General features: G+C 69.4%; 15 protein-coding genes. 9 read left to right on the top strand and 6 right to left on the bottom strand.

Features of this window, described 5'->3' with window-relative positions:
• Positions 1 to 975 (top strand): COX15/CtaA family protein, encoded by a 975-nt coding sequence (locus AC5W7N_RS11945; protein WP_194991894.1) that lies wholly within the window; start codon positions 1 to 3, stop codon positions 973 to 975.
• A gap of 109 nt (positions 976 to 1,084) precedes the next feature.
• Here the strand turns inward: AC5W7N_RS11945 and AC5W7N_RS11940 are convergent, their stop codons facing one another.
• The 4 genes from AC5W7N_RS11940 to AC5W7N_RS11925 form a co-directional block, all read right to left on the bottom strand.
• Positions 1,085 to 1,501, bottom strand: a complete 417-nt coding sequence (locus tag AC5W7N_RS11940) for an organic hydroperoxide resistance protein (RefSeq protein WP_163815537.1) — start codon at positions 1,499 to 1,501, stop codon at positions 1,085 to 1,087.
• Positions 1,498 to 1,968, bottom strand: coding sequence for a MarR family winged helix-turn-helix transcriptional regulator (locus AC5W7N_RS11935; protein WP_194991893.1), 471 nt, complete (start codon positions 1,966 to 1,968; stop codon positions 1,498 to 1,500). The genes AC5W7N_RS11940 and AC5W7N_RS11935 overlap by 4 nt, the downstream gene beginning before the upstream one ends.
• Positions 1,969 to 2,101: 133 nt before the next feature.
• On the bottom strand, positions 2,102 to 3,337 hold the full coding sequence (locus tag AC5W7N_RS11930) for a PucR family transcriptional regulator (protein WP_163815542.1): 1,236 nt from the start codon (positions 3,335 to 3,337) through the stop codon (positions 2,102 to 2,104).
• 147 nt (positions 3,338 to 3,484) lie between these two features.
• Complete coding sequence (locus tag AC5W7N_RS11925; RefSeq protein ID WP_163815544.1) at positions 3,485 to 3,835, bottom strand: hypothetical protein; 351 nt, start codon at positions 3,833 to 3,835, stop codon at positions 3,485 to 3,487.
• An 82-nt stretch (positions 3,836 to 3,917) separates the two neighbouring features.
• On the opposite strand from AC5W7N_RS11925, the gene AC5W7N_RS11920 reads away from it, so the two are divergent.
• Complete coding sequence (locus AC5W7N_RS11920; RefSeq protein WP_194991891.1) at positions 3,918 to 4,883, top strand: quinone oxidoreductase family protein; 966 nt, start codon at positions 3,918 to 3,920, stop codon at positions 4,881 to 4,883.
• 16 nt (positions 4,884 to 4,899) lie between these two features.
• On the opposite strand, the gene AC5W7N_RS11915 is transcribed toward AC5W7N_RS11920, so the two are convergent.
• A complete protein-coding gene (locus tag AC5W7N_RS11915) occupies positions 4,900 to 5,499 on the bottom strand; it encodes a TetR/AcrR family transcriptional regulator (RefSeq protein WP_309139025.1) in 600 nt (199 codons plus the stop codon).
• Positions 5,500 to 5,601: 102 nt separating this feature from the next.
• Here AC5W7N_RS11915 and AC5W7N_RS11910 point away from each other — a divergent pair, with 102 nt between their 5' ends.
• On the top strand, positions 5,602 to 6,900 hold the full coding sequence (locus AC5W7N_RS11910) for an FAD-dependent monooxygenase (RefSeq protein WP_495923720.1): 1,299 nt from the start codon (positions 5,602 to 5,604) through the stop codon (positions 6,898 to 6,900).
• Between the two features lie 211 nt (positions 6,901 to 7,111).
• The gene (locus AC5W7N_RS11905) at positions 7,112 to 7,624 is read left to right on the top strand and encodes an NAD-binding protein (RefSeq protein ID WP_195019592.1); all 513 of its coding nucleotides are present in this window, start codon (positions 7,112 to 7,114) and stop codon (positions 7,622 to 7,624) included.
• Between the two features lie 110 nt (positions 7,625 to 7,734).
• Here the strand turns inward: AC5W7N_RS11905 and AC5W7N_RS11900 are convergent, their stop codons facing one another.
• Positions 7,735 to 8,724, bottom strand: a complete 990-nt coding sequence (locus tag AC5W7N_RS11900) for a heme o synthase (protein ID WP_163815555.1) — start codon at positions 8,722 to 8,724, stop codon at positions 7,735 to 7,737.
• Between the two features lie 482 nt (positions 8,725 to 9,206).
• On the opposite strand from AC5W7N_RS11900, the gene tkt reads away from it, so the two are divergent.
• Genes tkt through pgl form a run of 5 tightly spaced genes read left to right on the top strand, consistent with a single transcriptional unit; the run spans position 9,207 to position 15,709 of the window.
• Positions 9,207 to 11,348 carry a transketolase gene (gene tkt, locus AC5W7N_RS11895; RefSeq protein ID WP_195019594.1) on the top strand — a complete coding sequence of 714 codons (2,142 nt, stop codon included), beginning with the start codon at positions 9,207 to 9,209 and terminating at the stop codon, positions 11,346 to 11,348.
• Between the two features lie 6 nt (positions 11,349 to 11,354).
• Positions 11,355 to 12,485, top strand: coding sequence for a transaldolase (gene tal, locus AC5W7N_RS11890; protein ID WP_195019595.1), 1,131 nt, complete (start codon positions 11,355 to 11,357; stop codon positions 12,483 to 12,485).
• A 5-nt stretch (positions 12,486 to 12,490) separates the two neighbouring features.
• Positions 12,491 to 14,056 (top strand): glucose-6-phosphate dehydrogenase, encoded by a 1,566-nt coding sequence (zwf, locus tag AC5W7N_RS11885; protein WP_195019596.1) that lies wholly within the window; start codon positions 12,491 to 12,493, stop codon positions 14,054 to 14,056.
• Complete coding sequence (gene opcA / locus AC5W7N_RS11880) at positions 14,053 to 14,964, top strand: glucose-6-phosphate dehydrogenase assembly protein OpcA (RefSeq protein ID WP_175586017.1); 912 nt, start codon at positions 14,053 to 14,055, stop codon at positions 14,962 to 14,964. Before zwf ends, opcA begins: the two co-directional genes overlap by 4 nt.
• Complete coding sequence (pgl, locus tag AC5W7N_RS11875; RefSeq protein WP_163817428.1) at positions 14,954 to 15,709, top strand: 6-phosphogluconolactonase; 756 nt, start codon at positions 14,954 to 14,956, stop codon at positions 15,707 to 15,709. The genes opcA and pgl overlap by 11 nt, the downstream gene beginning before the upstream one ends.
• The last annotated feature ends 74 nt before the right edge of the window (positions 15,710 to 15,783 follow it).

Genomic DNA, 15,783 nt, shown 5'->3' with positions numbered 1-15,783 from the left:
GTGCTGTATCGCGCGTTCCTGCGTCTCGTCGACCGCCTGCCGCTGCTGTCCCAGCGCGGCCAGCTGCTGATCGCCGCCGGGGTGATCGCCTCGCAGGCAGGCATCTCGGTGACCGGCGCCATCGTGCGCGTCACCGCCTCCGGCCTCGGCTGCCCCACCTGGCCGCAATGTTTCCCAGGCAGCTTCACACCGGTGGGTGTGTCCGAGGTGCCGGTCCTGCACCAGACCGTCGAGTTCGGCAACCGGCTGCTCACCTTCGTGGTGACGCTGTTCGCCGCGCTCATCGTGCTCGCGGTGACCAGAGCACGACGCAGGCGCGAAGTGCTGATCTACGCCTGGCTGATGCCCGGCGGCACGGTCGTTCAGGCCATCATCGGCGGTATCACGGTGCGCACCGGTCTGCTCTGGTGGACCGTCGCGGTGCATCTGCTGGCGTCGATGGTGATGGTGTGGCTCGCGGTGGTCATGTATGCCAAGATCAGCGAGCCGGACGACGGCGTGGAGACCGTCCGCGCACCCGCTCCCCTGCGCTGGCTGACGGTGCTGAGTGGCGCCGCCCTCGCGGGCACCCTGATCGCGGGCACCCTCGTCACCGCCGCGGGCCCGCATGCGGGCGACAAGAGCATCGACCGCCCGGTCGAACGGCTCGAGGTCGAGATCGTGACGCTGGTGCATCTGCATTCGCAGCTGCTGGTCGGCTATCTCGCCCTGCTCATCGGCCTGGCCTTCGGGCTGCTGGCGATCGGGGCACCGAAACCGGTGCGGACCCGGATGTGGGTGCTGCTCGGTCTGGTGCTCGCGCAGGGGCTCATCGGTGTGGTGCAGTACTTCACCGATGTGCCCGCCGCGCTCGTCGTGCTGCATGTGGGCGGTGCGGCGGCCTGCACTGCCGCCACCGCCGCACTGTGGGCGTCGCTGCGGACCAGGGAACGCGTCGAGGCTCCGGCCGCCGATCCGGCGGTCTCGGCCGCCTGATCGCACCCCGCCTCGCGTTCCCTGACGGGCTGGTGCGTCCGACTCGCCCTGACGGCCCTCGCCGAGCCCGGAGGCGCAGCGGCGTTCGGCCGCCGACACCGCCGCTCGATCAGGCCAGCGTGAGCTGGACGTCGATATTGCCGCGAGTGGCGTTGGAGTACGGGCACACCTGATGGGCGGCCGCGATGAGTGCCTCACCCTGCGCGCGCTCGATGCCCGGCAGATCGACGGTCAACGCCACCGTGAGTCCGTAGCCCGCGCCGTCCGGGCCGATGCCGACCGCGCCGGTGACCGAGGTGCCGTCGAGGGCGACCTTCTCCCGGCGCGCCACCACCTGCAACGCACTGTGGAAGCAGGCCGCGAATCCGGCCGCGAACAACTGCTCGGGATTGGTGCCCGTGCCGCCCGCGCCACCGAGTTCCTTCGGGATGCTCAGATCGAGGTCAAGCGCGGCGTCGGTGGAGCGGACGTGTCCGCCGCGGCCTGCGCCGGTCGCGGTGGCTTCGGCGGTGTACAGGGTGGTCATGCGTTCTCCTCGGGGTTGTCCAGCACCAGTTGCTGGTTGTCGATGAATGCGGTGACCGCGCGCAATTGCGCCCGGAAGCCGGCGAGTTCGGAGGCGTCCAGGCCGGTCGCGCAGCCGATCCGGCGGGGCACGGCCTTGGCGCGTTCGCGCAGCGCCCGGCCCTCGGGCGTGGCCTCGACCAGCACCGAGCGCTCGTCGCCCGCGGCGCGCCTGCGCTGCACCATTCCGGTGGATTCGAGCCGTTTGAGCAGCGGCGAGAGCGTGCCGGAATCCAGTTCCAGCGCCGCGCCGAGTTCCTTGACGCTCACCTCACCGCGCTCCCACAGCACCAGCATCACCAGGTACTGCGGATAGGTCAGGCCGAGCTCATCCAACAGCGGCCGATACAGACGGATCATCGCCCGCGACGCGGAGTACAGCGCGAAGCACACCTGGTTGTCGAGTGCGAGCTCATCGATATCGGTCATCGGTCACCACCTCCACCACTGAACGGTAGTGGGCAATTAAGTTGCGCACAACCAAATTGCCTGTGATGCGCGACTCGTGTGCCGCTCAACCGACAAAGCTTCGGCCCCCTGGGTTCCCTGGGGGCCGGAAGGATCAGGCGGAATCAGCCGTCGCGCCGCGATAACTGCGCGCCACCAGGGCCGAGGTGAGATACCACAGCCCCGACGGCTGGGTCGGGTCGAAGCCGGTCAGCATGCGCACCCGCTTGAGGCGATAGTCGAGGGTGTTGGTGTGCATATGCATCAACCGCGCGGTGCGCTGCCGGTTGAAGTTGTTGGCGATGTGCTGGCGCAGCGTCTCCAGCAGTTCCGGGTGCTCGTCGAGCGGATCCAGGATGCCGCTGAGGTATTCGCGTGCCGGACCGGGCCGGGTGATCTGGTATTCGAGCGCCAGATCGTTGAAGCGGTGCAGCCCGCCGAGCCCGGAGATCCGCTGCACCGTGTCGAGCAGCTCATGGGCCTGGTCGGACGCGGCCGGAATCTCGGCGGGCACGGCCGCGACCACGGTCGCGGTGATCGGCACTCGCGCGGCGGCCGAGAGCTGGGCGATCAGCTCGTCCAGCGTCTCGTCGTCGACGTCGATCGAGGGCAGCAGCAGCGTGCCACCGTCGACGCTCAGCAGCGACAACGCCCGATCACCGCAGCGGGTGGCCAGTTCGGCCTGGATGCGCCGCAACTTGCGGCGAGCGACGATCTTGCCGTCGACCGCGGGCGCGGCCTCATCCGGGTGCGGCGGAATCGCCAGCGCCAGAACCGCGTAGGAGGCGGCGATCTCGATCCCGCACTCCCTGGCCATGGTCGAGGTGCTGTGCCCGCCGAGCAGCGCCGAGGTGAGCGTGTGCACCGCGGTGTGGTGTTCGCTGACCACGGACCGGTATTCGCGCACATACGCCATCGAGACCGTGGTCGTGATGGTGTCCAGGATTTCCAGCAGCCGCCGCGCCGTGGTCACCAGATCGGCGTAGTCGGCCGGCGAGGCATTGCTCAGCAGGGCGTCGAGGCCGAGTTTGAAGCCCTCGTGGATGGCGTGATTGATGGTGTCGATCGGTACGCCCTCGCGGGCCCATTCGGCGGCGGCCTCGCCCACCTGGTCGATCTGCTCCGGCAGGTTGTGGCCATCGAGCAGATTCAGCGCAAGTTCCAGGCAGACCCGGGTCACCGCGGTGACGTCGCCCTGGAGCGCATCACCCGGCAAGGTCCCGCAGGGCGCCACGTGCTCGATGAAGTGCCCGACCATCCGGCGCGAGAGCGTCGACACATCGCGCAGCTGGCTGGTGATCGGGCGGCCGGCAACGGTGAGGCGCGGGCGAGTCGAGTCGACGACCGTCATATCGATTCCTTCTGGCCCGAGGTTGATCGCGGAGTGATCACGGTAACGCGAATAGTTACCGGCCAGTAGGGGTTGGCGGCCGAGTTGTGACATCAGCCAATGCCGCGGCAGTGCGCCTGTGACGGCGCACAAACCGAAGCCGGTGAGCTATCGCTCGTTGCGCGCCTTGGGGAACCGGGTCTGCTTGGCCACCCAACCGGCCATCTTGGCCCAGTGGCCGGTGCGCGGGGTGACGATCGAGGTCAGCTCGCGGTCCCATTCGTCGGCTTCGCTGAGCCCGTCCACCCGCTCGACCAGCGCCTTCGCGGTGTCGAGATCGGCGACCACCTGGTCACCGAGGATGCCGTCGGAACCGACCAGGGTGACCCGCACACCCATCCGGCCGATCGGCTGCAAGACGGCGGTAGCGGAGCCGCCGTGCTCGGCGACGAACTTCTTCACCGAGTCCACGACGGAACTCGGGACCTGCGCGGTCACGGTGGCGACATCTGCACTCATGCCCGCAGTTTACCGGCGGGTAAGAAAAGCTCCACCCCGGCGGTGGGCTGGATCGGGGTGCCCTCGGTGTAGAACTGAGTCCATGCGCGCCATCCAGGTTTCCGAGCACGGTGGTCCCGAGGTTCTCACCTACACCGAGGTGCCGGACCCGCAGATCGGGCCCGGTCAACTGCTGGTCGACACCGACGCGATCGGCGTCAACTTCATCGACACCTACATCCGCACCGGCACCTACAAGCAGCCGGTCCCCTACATTCCCGGCGCCGAAGGCACCGGTGTGGTGGCGCAGGTCGGCGCCGAGGTCACCGAGTTCCAGCCGGGAGACCGGGTGTGCTGGGCGGCCGCGCCCGGCAGTTACGCCCCGCTGGTGGCGGTCGACGAGGCCGTCGCGGTCGCGGTGCCCGATGACGTCGACCCGCCCGTCGCGGCCTCGGCGCTGCTGCAGGGCATGACCGCGCACTACCTGATCGAATCGATCTACCGGCCGGAACCCGGCGAGACCGTGCTCGTGCACGCCGGCGCCGGCGGTGTCGGCCTGCTGCTCACCCAGATGGCGGCCGCGCGCGGCGTGCGCGTGATCACCACGGTGTCCTCCGACGAGAAGGAGACCCTCTCGCGCGCGGCGGGCGCGGCCGAAGTGCTGCGCTACGGCGATGATCTGGCCGAGCGGGTACGCGCTCTGACCGACGGCACCGGTGTGGCCGCGGTCTACGACGGCGTCGGGGCCGCGACCTTCGAGGCGAGCCTGGCGTCGTTGCGGATTCGCGGGATGCTGGCACTGTTCGGGGCCGCGAGCGGCCCGGTGCCGCCGTTCGATCTGCAACGGCTCAATGCGGCGGGTTCGCTGTTCGTCACCCGGCCGACGCTGGCGCACTACACCCGCGACCGGGCCGAATTGCTGTGGCGGGCCGGTGATGTGCTCGAAGCGATCGCGGAGGGCGCTTTGGCGATTCGCGTCGGCGCGACCTATCCCCTGGCCGAGGCCGCGCAGGCGCATCGCGATCTGGAGGGCCGCAAGACCACCGGGTCCATCGTGCTGCTGCCCTGAGCAGGCGCGGCGCGGTTCAGTAGTCGCGGCCGGTGAGCCCGCGGTAGATGAACCGGGTCAAGCCCTCGATCGCCTCGTCGTCCGAGAGCTGCACCGAGCCGTCCTCCACCCCGCCGAGAACGCCCTGGGCGAGGTAGAACACCATCGCCAGGCTGGCATCCACCCCGCTGGGCAGCTGTAATCCCTTCGCCGCCAGCCCATCCAGGTGGTCGGCGATATCGGCGCGCTGCTCGACGCCGAATCGAGCGAGCGTGCGCGCGAAATCCTCGTTGACGATCGCCGCCTGCCCCATGGCCCGCAGCACCACCGCGTGTTCTCTGGCGAACTTCCAGTACGCGGCGATATGGAAGCGCACTGCCTCCGGGTCGCTGAAATCCGGGTTGTGCTCGGGTTGTTCGGCCTGCGCGTCGCCGACTTCGGCCAGATCGGCCAGGAGCGCTTGCAGCAGCTCCTCTTTGCTCGCGAAGTGGTTGTAGAACGAGCCGGCGGCCCGGCCTGCGGCGGTGGTGATGTCGGTGATCTTGGTGTTGAGGTAGCCGCGTTCGGCGAATACCCGGCGCGCGGCGTCCTTGAGCGCCTGTTCGGTCTCCACCGATCGCTCTCTGCGGCTGGCCACCACATCACCTCCTTGACAAGGCAACCTACCAACTCCAATACTGAATCCATATTCAATGAATCGCAATTCAGTTATGCGGTGCCCGCTGGTCCAGGAGTTCTCATGCAGCATCCCGTCCTCATCGCGGGCGCAGGCCCGACCGGTCTGACGCTCGCCATCGACCTCGCCCGCCGTGGCATCCCGGTCCGGCTGATCGATCGCGCCGAACAGTTCTTCGCGGGCTCACGCGGCGACGGCATCCAACCCCGCACCCTCGAGGTCTTCGACGACCTCGGCGTCCTCGATGCCATCCACGCGGCCGGGGCGCCCGCGCCGGTCATGCGGGCCTACTTGGGCGGACAGTTCGCCGGCGAACACCGGATGAGCGAGCCCGCCGAACCGACGCCGGCGGTCCCCTACCCCAATGTCTGGATGCTGGGACAGTCCGGGACCGAAGCGATTCTGCGCGAGCGGCTGGCCGGATTCGGCGTCCACGTCGAGCTGGGCAGCGCCCTGGAATCCTTCGAGCAGGATGGCGAGGGCGTCAGCGCGGTCGTGGCGCGCGGTGCGACGCGCGAGCTCGTGCGGGCCGCCTACCTGGTCGGCGCCGACGGCGGCGCCAGCACCGTCCGCAAGCAACTCGGCATCGCGTTCGAGGGCAGCACCGACGCGTCGGTGCGCATGCTGCTCGGCGATGTGCGCGCCGACGCGCTCGACCACGGCTACGGCCACTGGTTCGCCGCCGCGGACAACCCGATGGCGGGAATCGCGCTGTCCCCGTTGCCCGGTGGACGCCACTTCCAATGCGCGGCACCGCTCGACGGTGACGCCGAGCCCACCCTCGCCACCCTGCAGGAGTACCTGGACCGCTACTCCGGCCGCGACGACCTCACACTCACCGATCTCACCTGGGTCACCGTCTGGCGCCCCAACATCCGCCTGGCGCAACGATTCCGGGTCGGGCGCGTCCTGCTGGCCGGTGACGCCGCCCACGTCCATCCACCCACCGGCGGGCAGGGCATGAACACCGGCATCCAGGACGCCTACAACCTCGGCTGGAAACTGGCCGCGGCACTCGCCGGTGACGAGGCACCGCTGGCCACCTACGAGCCCGAGCGGCGCTCGGTCGCCGCGCGGGTGCTCGGTATCAGCACCGAACTGCTCGACAAGCTGATCGACGGCGACGAAGACGCCATGCACCGCGGCGAGCAGACCCGTCAGCTCGACCTCACCTACCGCGATCCGGCCGATACCGCCGCCGTCGCGGTCGGCGATCGCGCACCGGACGCTCCTCTGAAGGACGCGGCGGGGAACTCCGTGCGCCTGTTCGATCTGTTCCGCGGCCCCCACGCGACGCTGCTGTGCTTCGGCGCGGCTGCCGAGCCGGCGACCGGAGCCGGGCGAATGACGTCACCGAGATGAGTCGGCGGCCCCGGTGGGCACCTGCCTCATCCGGCACATGCCCTCAGCGAGCGCACGCCCCGGCCAGGGCCAGACGCTCCCCCGCCGGGGTACTCCCACCCGTGACTGTTCGACCCGGTGGCGCCGTTCCCCCGACGCCGACCACCGAATTCTCCCGACCGCGCCGGCACAGCCACCGAGTCGGGTACGTAATCCAGCACAGGAGGCAGACATGCAGGTATTGATCACCGGCGCGGGCCCGATCGGGCTTCCCGTCGCTCTCGGTCTGGTGCGGCGCGGAATCGCCGTGCGTGTCGTCGACCGGGCCGGGCGCCTGTTCGCCGACGCGGCCGCAGATTCCTCGCTCGCGAGTGCCCTGCGGCTGCGTGGCCTCGACCGGCAGGCACGACGCGGCGCGGGCGACGCCCTGCTCGAACGCCTCGCCGACTTGGGCCTGGCCGTCGAGCTCGGCACGGCGCTGGTGTCGCTGCGCTCGGAACCGGTCGGTGTCACGGCGGTGCTGGCCCGGGCGGGCGGAATCGAAGTCCGGCGTTTCGGCTACGTCATCGCCGCCGACGACAGCCGCGAGCTGGTCCGCCGGACGGGGACGTGCGGGACGGCCGACCGGGAGTCGATGTCGGTCAGGGCCTTCGTCGCACGCGATCTCGGTATAGGCGACGCCGAGGACGACGCACTGCCCGGCGCCCCGGCCGAACTCGTCACCGCCTCGGCCAGACGACGCTGACGCGACGCCGACGCTACAGGCCCCACCTCAGGGCACCCGGCGTACCTACTCGAACACCGCCCCACGGTGGTAGAGCGATCCCGGCTGCCCGCCGCAGCGGCCCCGCCGGCTCAGCCGAACAGCACCTCACCGATGGTGGTCCAGCCGAGCACCGAGTCGATGGCGAGGCCACAGAACACCACCGCCAGGTAGTTGTTGGACTGCAGGAACAGCCGCAGTGGTTTCACCGATTCGCCACGGCGCACACCCGCGTAGAGCTGGTGGGCCATCAGCAGGAACCAGGCGCCCGCGACCAGGGCGACGGCCGCGTAGATCACGCCGGTGGCCGGGACGAGTACCAGCGTGGTCAGCACCGTCAGCCAGGTGTAGATGACGATCTGCTTGGTGACCGTCTGCTCGGTGGCCACCACCGGAAGCATCGGCACCCCGGCCGCGCGGTAATCCTCCTTGTAGCGCATGGCCAGCGCCCAGGTGTGCGGCGGCGTCCAGAAGAAGATGACGCCGAACAGCGCGATCGCGGGCCAGCCGATGGTTCCGGTGACCGCCGACCAGCCGACGAGGGCAGGCATGCAACCGGCGGCGCCGCCCCACACCACGTTCTGCGAGGTGCGGCGCTTGAGTCCGAGGGTGTAGACGAAGACGTAGAACAGGATCGTGGCGACCACCAGCACACCGCTGAGCAGGTTGGCCTGCCACCACAGCCAGGCGAACGAGCCGATGCCGAGCACCACGCCGAAGACGAACGCGTGCGAGGTGGGCACCGCGTCGCGGGCCAGCGGCCGCTTGGCCGTCCGCTTCATCACCTTGTCGATATCGGCGTCGGCCACGCAGTTGAGGGTGTTCGCGCTCGCCGCGCCCATCCAGCCGCCGAACAGGGTGGCGAGGATGAGGCGGATGTCGACGTGGCCGCGGTCGGCCAGCAGCATGGTCGGGATGGTGGCGACCAGCAGCAGTTCGATGACGCGCGGTTTGGTCAGCGCGATATAGGCCAGCGGCCGACGCACAAGCTTCGACAACGGGCCGTCACCGCTGATCCGACTCGCGAGCGCCGGTGCGGAATCGTGCGCGCCGCCGACCCCCGGCTGTTGACCGATCCGCACTTCTTCTCCTCGCACGCTGTGCATCGCATCCGGCTGTGGAACGAGCAGCGCGCAGCTGCGGCGCGGCCACTACTACAGACGATGGTAGACCCACGCCCCTACCGCCCCGACCCTCGCCCCCTGCCCCGACATGGTGCCGTTCACCCGGGGGTAACCGCCCGAACCCGGCCTGAACAGCGGCAGTTCACGCGATCCGGCACCGCTTCGTGGTGGCGGCCACACTATCGGCGAGCTGCCCCGACTTCCCGAGCACCGACGACGGCGAGCGACCACGCCGATCCCGGCGGACCAGATCATCGGGGCGGGCCGGGCCGTGCGCCACGCCGCCGAGCGGCGGATTTCGGCTGGGTTCGTGCGCGGCCGGTCGCGGGCACAACTAGGGTGGTGGATACATCCGGCACGCGCTTTTCGGCGTTGCCGTACGTCATGCCACCGCCCACCCCGCCATCGTCGACGAAACCAATGTCAGGAGAACCTCGGTCGTGTCAGTGACAGACGACATCCGCGCCCTCACCCAGCCGAACCATCCGGCCGACTGGACGGACCTGGACACCAAGGCGGTCGACACGATCCGGGTGCTGGCCGCGGACGCGGTCCAGAACGCGGGCAACGGTCACCCCGGTACCGCGATGAGCCTCGCGCCGCTGGCCTACGTGCTCTACCAGCGCGTCATGCGCCACGACCCCACCGATCCGAGCTGGGCCGGCCGCGACCGCTTCGTGCTCTCGTGCGGCCACTCCAGCCTCACCCAGTACATCCAGCTGTACCTGGCCGGTTTCGGGCTCGAACTCGACGATCTGAAGAACCTGCGCAAGTGGGGCTCGCTGACCCCGGGCCACCCGGAGTTCCGGCACACCGACGGCGTCGAGATCACCACCGGCCCGCTGGGCCAGGGCCTGGCCTCCGCGGTCGGCATGGCCATGGCGGCCCGCCGCGAGCGCGGCCTGTTCGATCCGGATGCCGCGCCCGGCGCCAGCCCGTTCGATCACTTCATCTACGTCGTGGCCTCCGACGGTGACCTCGAGGAGGGCGTCACCTCCGAGGCGTCGTCACTGGCGGGCACCCAGCAGCTGGGCAATCTGGTGGTGATCTACGACGACAACAAGATCTCCATCGAGGACGACACCACCATCGCCTTCACCGAAGACGTCGCCGCCCGCTACGCCGCCTACGGCTGGCATGTGCAGACCGTCGAGGGCGGCGAGGACGTCGTCGCGATCGAGGCCGCGATCGAGGCCGCCAAGGCCGAGACCGGCAAGCCGTCGATCATCGTGCTGCGCACCGTCATCGGCTACCCGGCGCCCACCAAGATGAACACCGGTGCTTCGCACGGCGCCGCGCTCGGCGGCGACGAGGTGGCCGCGACCAAGAAGATCCTCGGGTTCGATCCGGAGCAGAGCTTCCAGGTCGACGACGCCGTCATCGCGCACACCCGCAAGGCCATCGAACGCGGTCAGCAGGCGCATAAGGACTGGCAGCAGAGCTTCGACGCGTGGGCGCAGGCCAACCCGGAGAACAAGAAGCTGTTCGATCGGCTGGCCAACCGCGATCTGCCCGCGGGCTGGGCCGCGAATCTGCCCACCTACGAGCCGGATCCGGCCGGCATGGCCACCCGCAAGGCCTCCGGCAAGGTGCTCGCCGCGCTGGCGCCGGTGCTGCCGGAGCTGTGGGGCGGTTCGGCCGACCTCGCCGAATCCAACAACACCACCATGCCGGACGTGCCGAGCTTCGGCCCCGAGTCGATCTCCACCGGTATGTGGAAGACCAGCCCGTACGGCCGCACCCTGCACTTCGGTGTGCGTGAGCACGCGATGGGCTCGATCCTCAACGGCATCGCCCTGCACGGTCCCACCCGCCCCTACGGCGGCACCTTCCTGGTGTTCAGCGATTACATGCGCCCGGCCGTGCGCCTGGCCGCGCTGATGCGCATTCCGGTCACCTACGTCTGGACCCACGATTCCATCGGTCTCGGCGAGGACGGCCCGACCCACCAGCCGATCGAGCATCTGGCCGCGCTGCGCGCCATCCCCGGCCTGAACGTGGTCCGCCCCGGCGACGCCAACGAGACCACCTACGCCTGGCGCACCATCCTCGAACGCGACAGCAGCGAGCACAGCTCGCATTTCTCCGTCTCGGAGATGCCGCATCAGGACGGCCCGTCGGCGCTGGCGCTGACCCGCCAGAACCTGCCGATCCTGGAGGGCACCAGCTACGAGGGCGTGTCCAAGGGCGGCTACATCCTGGCCGAGGCCTCCACCGGCACCCCGCAGGTGATCTTGATCGCCACCGGTTCGGAGCTCCAGCTCGCGGTCGCCGCGCGCACTACGCTGGAGGAGCAGGGTATCGGCACCCGCGTGGTCTCGATGCCGTGCGTGGAGTGGTTCGACGCGCAGGACAAGGCCTACCGCGACGAGGTGCTGCCGCCGTCGGTCGCCGCGAGGGTGACCGTCGAGGCCGGTATCGCGATGCCGTGGCACCGGTTCGCCGGTGACGCGGGCGAGATCGTCTCCATCGAGCACTTCGGCGCCTCCGCCGACTACAAGACCCTGTTCCGCGAGTTCGGCTTCACGCCCGAGGCCGTGGTGGCAGCCGCCCAGCGCACGCTCAGCAACGTGAAGGGATAAGTGCTCATGGCACAGAACGAGAACATCGCCGCCCTCAGTGCGGCGGGAGTGTCGGTCTGGCTCGACGATCTGTCCCGCGACCGGATCAACTCCGGCAATCTCGCGGAACTGATCGCGACCCGCGGCGTGGTCGGGGTGACCACCAACCCGACCATCTTCCAGGGCGCACTGAGCAAGGGCCACGCCTACGACGCCCAGGTCGCGGCCTTGGCCGAGCAGGGTGCCGACGCCGACGCGGCCATCCGCACCATCACCACCGACGACGTCCGCGCGGCCTGCGATGTGCTTGCCCCGGTGTTCGAGCAGACCGGTGGCGTGGACGGCCGGGTCTCCATCGAGGTCGATCCGCGGCTGGCCTTCGACGCCGACAAGACCGTCGCCCAGGCGGTGGAGCTGTGGAAGATCGTCGACCGGCCCAACCTGTTCATCAAGATCCCGGCCACCGAGGAGGGCCTGCCCGCGATCACCGCAGTGATCGCCGAGGGCATCAGCGTCAATGTCACGCTGATCTTCTCCGTGGCCCGCTACCGCTCGGTGATGGGGGCCTACCTCGACGGTCTGCGCAAGGCGCGCACCGCAGGCCACGATCTGGCCTACATCCATTCGGTGGCCTCGTTCTTCGTGTCGCGGGTCGACACCGAGATCGACAAGCGGCTCGAGGCGATCGGCTCGCCGGAAGCGCTGGCATTGCGCGGCCAGGCCGGTGTGGCGAATGCCCGCCTGGCCTACGCGGAGTACCAGGACGTCTTCGACGGCGGCGCGCACACCTCCACCTACAGCCACCTCGCGGCCATGGGGGCCAACCGTCAGCGGCCGCTGTGGGCCTCGACCGGGGTGAAGAACCCGGAGTACTCGGACACCATGTACGTGACCGAGCTGGTGGCCCCCAATACCGTCAACACTCTGCCGGAGAAGACCCTCGAAGCGGTCGCCGATCACGGCGAGATCCGTGGCGACACCGTCTCCGGCACCGCCGCGGCGGCGCAGGAGGTGTTCGACAAGCTGGCGGCCGTCGGCATCGACCTCGACGATGTGTTCGCGGTGCTCGAACGCGAAGGCGTCGACAAATTCGAGAAGTCGTGGGAGGAACTGCTTTCGGCCACCGCACAGGAGCTGTCCGCGGCCGGGGGTAACTGACCCAGATGGCCGGTACCGGGCACGCAGCGACCACGGCCGGGTGGCGTAACCCACTGCGCGACGGACGGGACAAGCGGGTACCGCGGATCGCGGGACCGTGCAGCATGGTGATCTTCGGTGTCACCGGCGATCTGTCCCGGAAGAAGCTCATGCCGGCCATCTACGATCTGGCGAACCGGGGGCTGTTGCCCCCGGGTTTCGCGCTGGTGGGTTTCGCCCGCCGCGGCATGGGCGACGCCGATTTCGCCGACATCGTGCTGCAATCGGTGAAGGCGCACGCGCGCACCCCGTTTCGGCAGCAGGTGTGGGATCACCTGTCCGAAGGCATCCGGTTCGTCCAGGGCACCTTCGAGGACGACGCGGCCTTCGCGCAGCTGGCGGCGACGCTGGCGCGGCTGGACGCCGAACGCGGCACCGGCGGCAATCACGCCTTCTACCTGTCGATTCCGCCGGACATGTTCCCGGTGGTGCTCGATCAGCTCTCCGAGCACGGGTTGGCCAAGCCCGCGCAGGTGCAGGGGCGCACGCCGTGGCGGCGGGTGGTGATCGAGAAGCCGTTCGGGCACGATCTGGACAGCGCTCGCGAACTCAACGCGCTGGTCAACCGGGTGTTCCCGGAGGAGACGGTGTTCCGCATCGACCACTATCTCGGCAAGGAGACGGTGCAGAACATTCTGGCGTTGCGCTTCGCGAACCAGTTGTTCGATCCGATCTGGAACGCCAATTACGTCGACCACGTGCAGATCACCATGGCCGAGGACATCGGGCTCGGCGGGCGCGCGGGCTACTACGACGGGATCGGCGCGGCGCGCGACGTCATCCAGAATCATCTGTTGCAGTTGCTGGCGCTCACCGCGATGGAGGAGCCGATCAGCTTCGCGCCCAACCAGTTACAGATGGAGAAGATCAAGGTCCTCTCGGCCACCACCCTCGTCGAACCGCTGGACGAGACCACCGCGCGCGGTCAGTACGCGGCAGGCTGGCAGGGCGGTGAGCAGGTGGTCGGGCTACTGGACGAGGAGGGTTTCGACCCGGATTCGCGCACCGAGACCTATGCCGCGCTGACCCTGGAGGTCAACACCCGGCGCTGGGCGGGCGTGCCGTTCTATCTGCGCACCGGCAAACGGCTGGGCCGGCGCGTCACCGAGATCGCGGTGGTGTTCAAACGGGCGCCGCATCTGCCCTTCGACCAGACCATGACCGAGGAACTGGGGCAGAACGCCCTGGTGATGCGGATTCAGCCGGATGAGGGCATCACCATGCGGTTCGGGTCCAAGGTGCCGGGGACCGGGATGGAGGTGCGCGATGTCAACATGGATTTCAGTTACGGCGAGGCGTTCACCGAGTCCTCCCCCGAGGCCTACGAGCGGCTCATCCTGGATGTGCTGCTCGGGGTGCCGTCGCTGTTCCCGGTGAACGCGGAGGTCGAATTGTCCTGGAGCATCCTGGATCCGGTGTTGGATCACTGGGCGGCGAACGGCAAACCCGAACAGTACGAGGCCGGCACCTGGGGACCCGAATCGGCCGATGAGATGCTGGCCCGCACCGGCCGGGAATGGCGGCGCCCGTGATCGTCGACATGCCCGACACCACCACCGGCGAAGTCACCAAACGGCTGGTGAAGCTGCGTGAGAGCAACGGTGTGATCACCATGGGCCGGGTGCTCACCCTGGTGGTGTGCACGCTGGACAGCTCCGAGGCCGAGGACGCGATCGACGCCGCCAACGACGCCAGCCGTGAACATCCCTGCCGGGTGGTCGTGCTGGCGCGCGGCGACCGCGACGCCGAGACCCGGTTGGACGCCCAGATCCGCGTCGGCGGGGACGCGGGCGCGGCCGAGGTGATCGTGCTGCGGCTGCAGGGGCAACTGATCAATCACGAGAGCAGCGTCGTCATCCCGTTCCTGCTGCCGGACACACCGGTGGTGGCGTGGTGGCCGCGTGGAGCGCCGGAGTACCCGTCCAAGGATTCGGTGGGCCGGTTGGCCGCCCGGCGGATCACCGACGCCACCTTCGCGGCCGATCCGCAGGCCACCATCAAGAAGCGCAGCCATTCCTACGCCTCCGGCGATACCGATCTGGCGTGGAGCCGGATCACCTATTGGCGTGCGCTGCTCGCGGCCGCGATGGACGAGCCGCCGTTCGAGCCGGTCGAATCGGTGACGGTGTCGGGCCTGCGCGACGAACCGGCCCTCGACATCCTGGCCGGTTGGCTGGCCGGGCGCCTGCACTGCCCGGTGTACCGGCGCACCGGGGAGCTGCGGGTGGAACTGCATCGGCCCACGGTGTCGATCGGCATCACCCGCCCGCAGACCGGAGTCACCGCCACGCTCACCCGCACCGGGGAACCGGATCAGCGGATCGCGTTGGCGCGCAGGGAAGCTCGGGACTGCCTCGCCGAGGAGCTGCGCCGGCTCGACGCCGACGACATCTATGCCGAGGCACTGGCCGGCATCGAAAGGGTGACCTATGTCCAGTAGCACCGATTCGCAGTTCCCCGGCGATACCGTCGAGGTGCATCCCGACGCCGACGCGCTGGTGACGGCGGCGGCGAAACGGTTCGTCGGCGTGGTGGTGGCGGCCCAGGCCGAGCGCGGCTCGGCGTCGGTGGTGCTCACCGGCGGCGGCACCGGCATCGACCTGTTGACGAAGGTCCGCGAGACGCCCGGCGACATCGACTGGTCGCGCCTGGATGTGTTCTGGGGCGATGAGCGGTTCGTCCCGGCGGGCGATGCCGAACGCAACGACCAGCAGGCCCGCGAGGCGCTGCTCGATCATGTGGCGGTAGATCCGCACCGGGTGCATCCGGTGGCGACCTCCGACGGCGAATACCCCGACCCGGTGGCCGCGGCAGCCGAGTACTCCGCCGCCGTACATGCCCACCTCGCCGAGCACGGTGCCTTCGACCTGCATCTGCTCGGGATGGGCGGCGAGGGCCACATCAATTCGCTGTTCCCCGATACCGATGCGGTGCGCGAGGAACACGAACTTGTCGTCGCGGTGACCGACTCCCCCAAGCCGCCCCCGGTGCGCGTCACCCTGACCTTGCCCGCGATCCGGCACGCCCGGCACGTGGTGCTCGTGGTGGCCGGTGGGGCGAAGGCCGATGCCGTCGCGGCCGCGCTGGCCGGCGCCGAACCGGTCGACATCCCCGCCGCCGGGGCCTCCGGTTCGGAGTCGACCACGTGGATGCTCGACCGGGCCGCAGCCGGCTCGCTGCGGTAACGGTCGCGCGCTACCGCACAGCTTCGGGCCCGTGCTCTGCTCGGGCCGGACTCGGCTCGGCCCAGCTCTGCCCG

It is taken from the genome of Nocardia sp. CDC519 (genome assembly GCF_059509835.1).
Note: the sequence above shows the minus strand (reverse complement) of the source record. Positions and strands in the feature narration are given on the sequence as shown.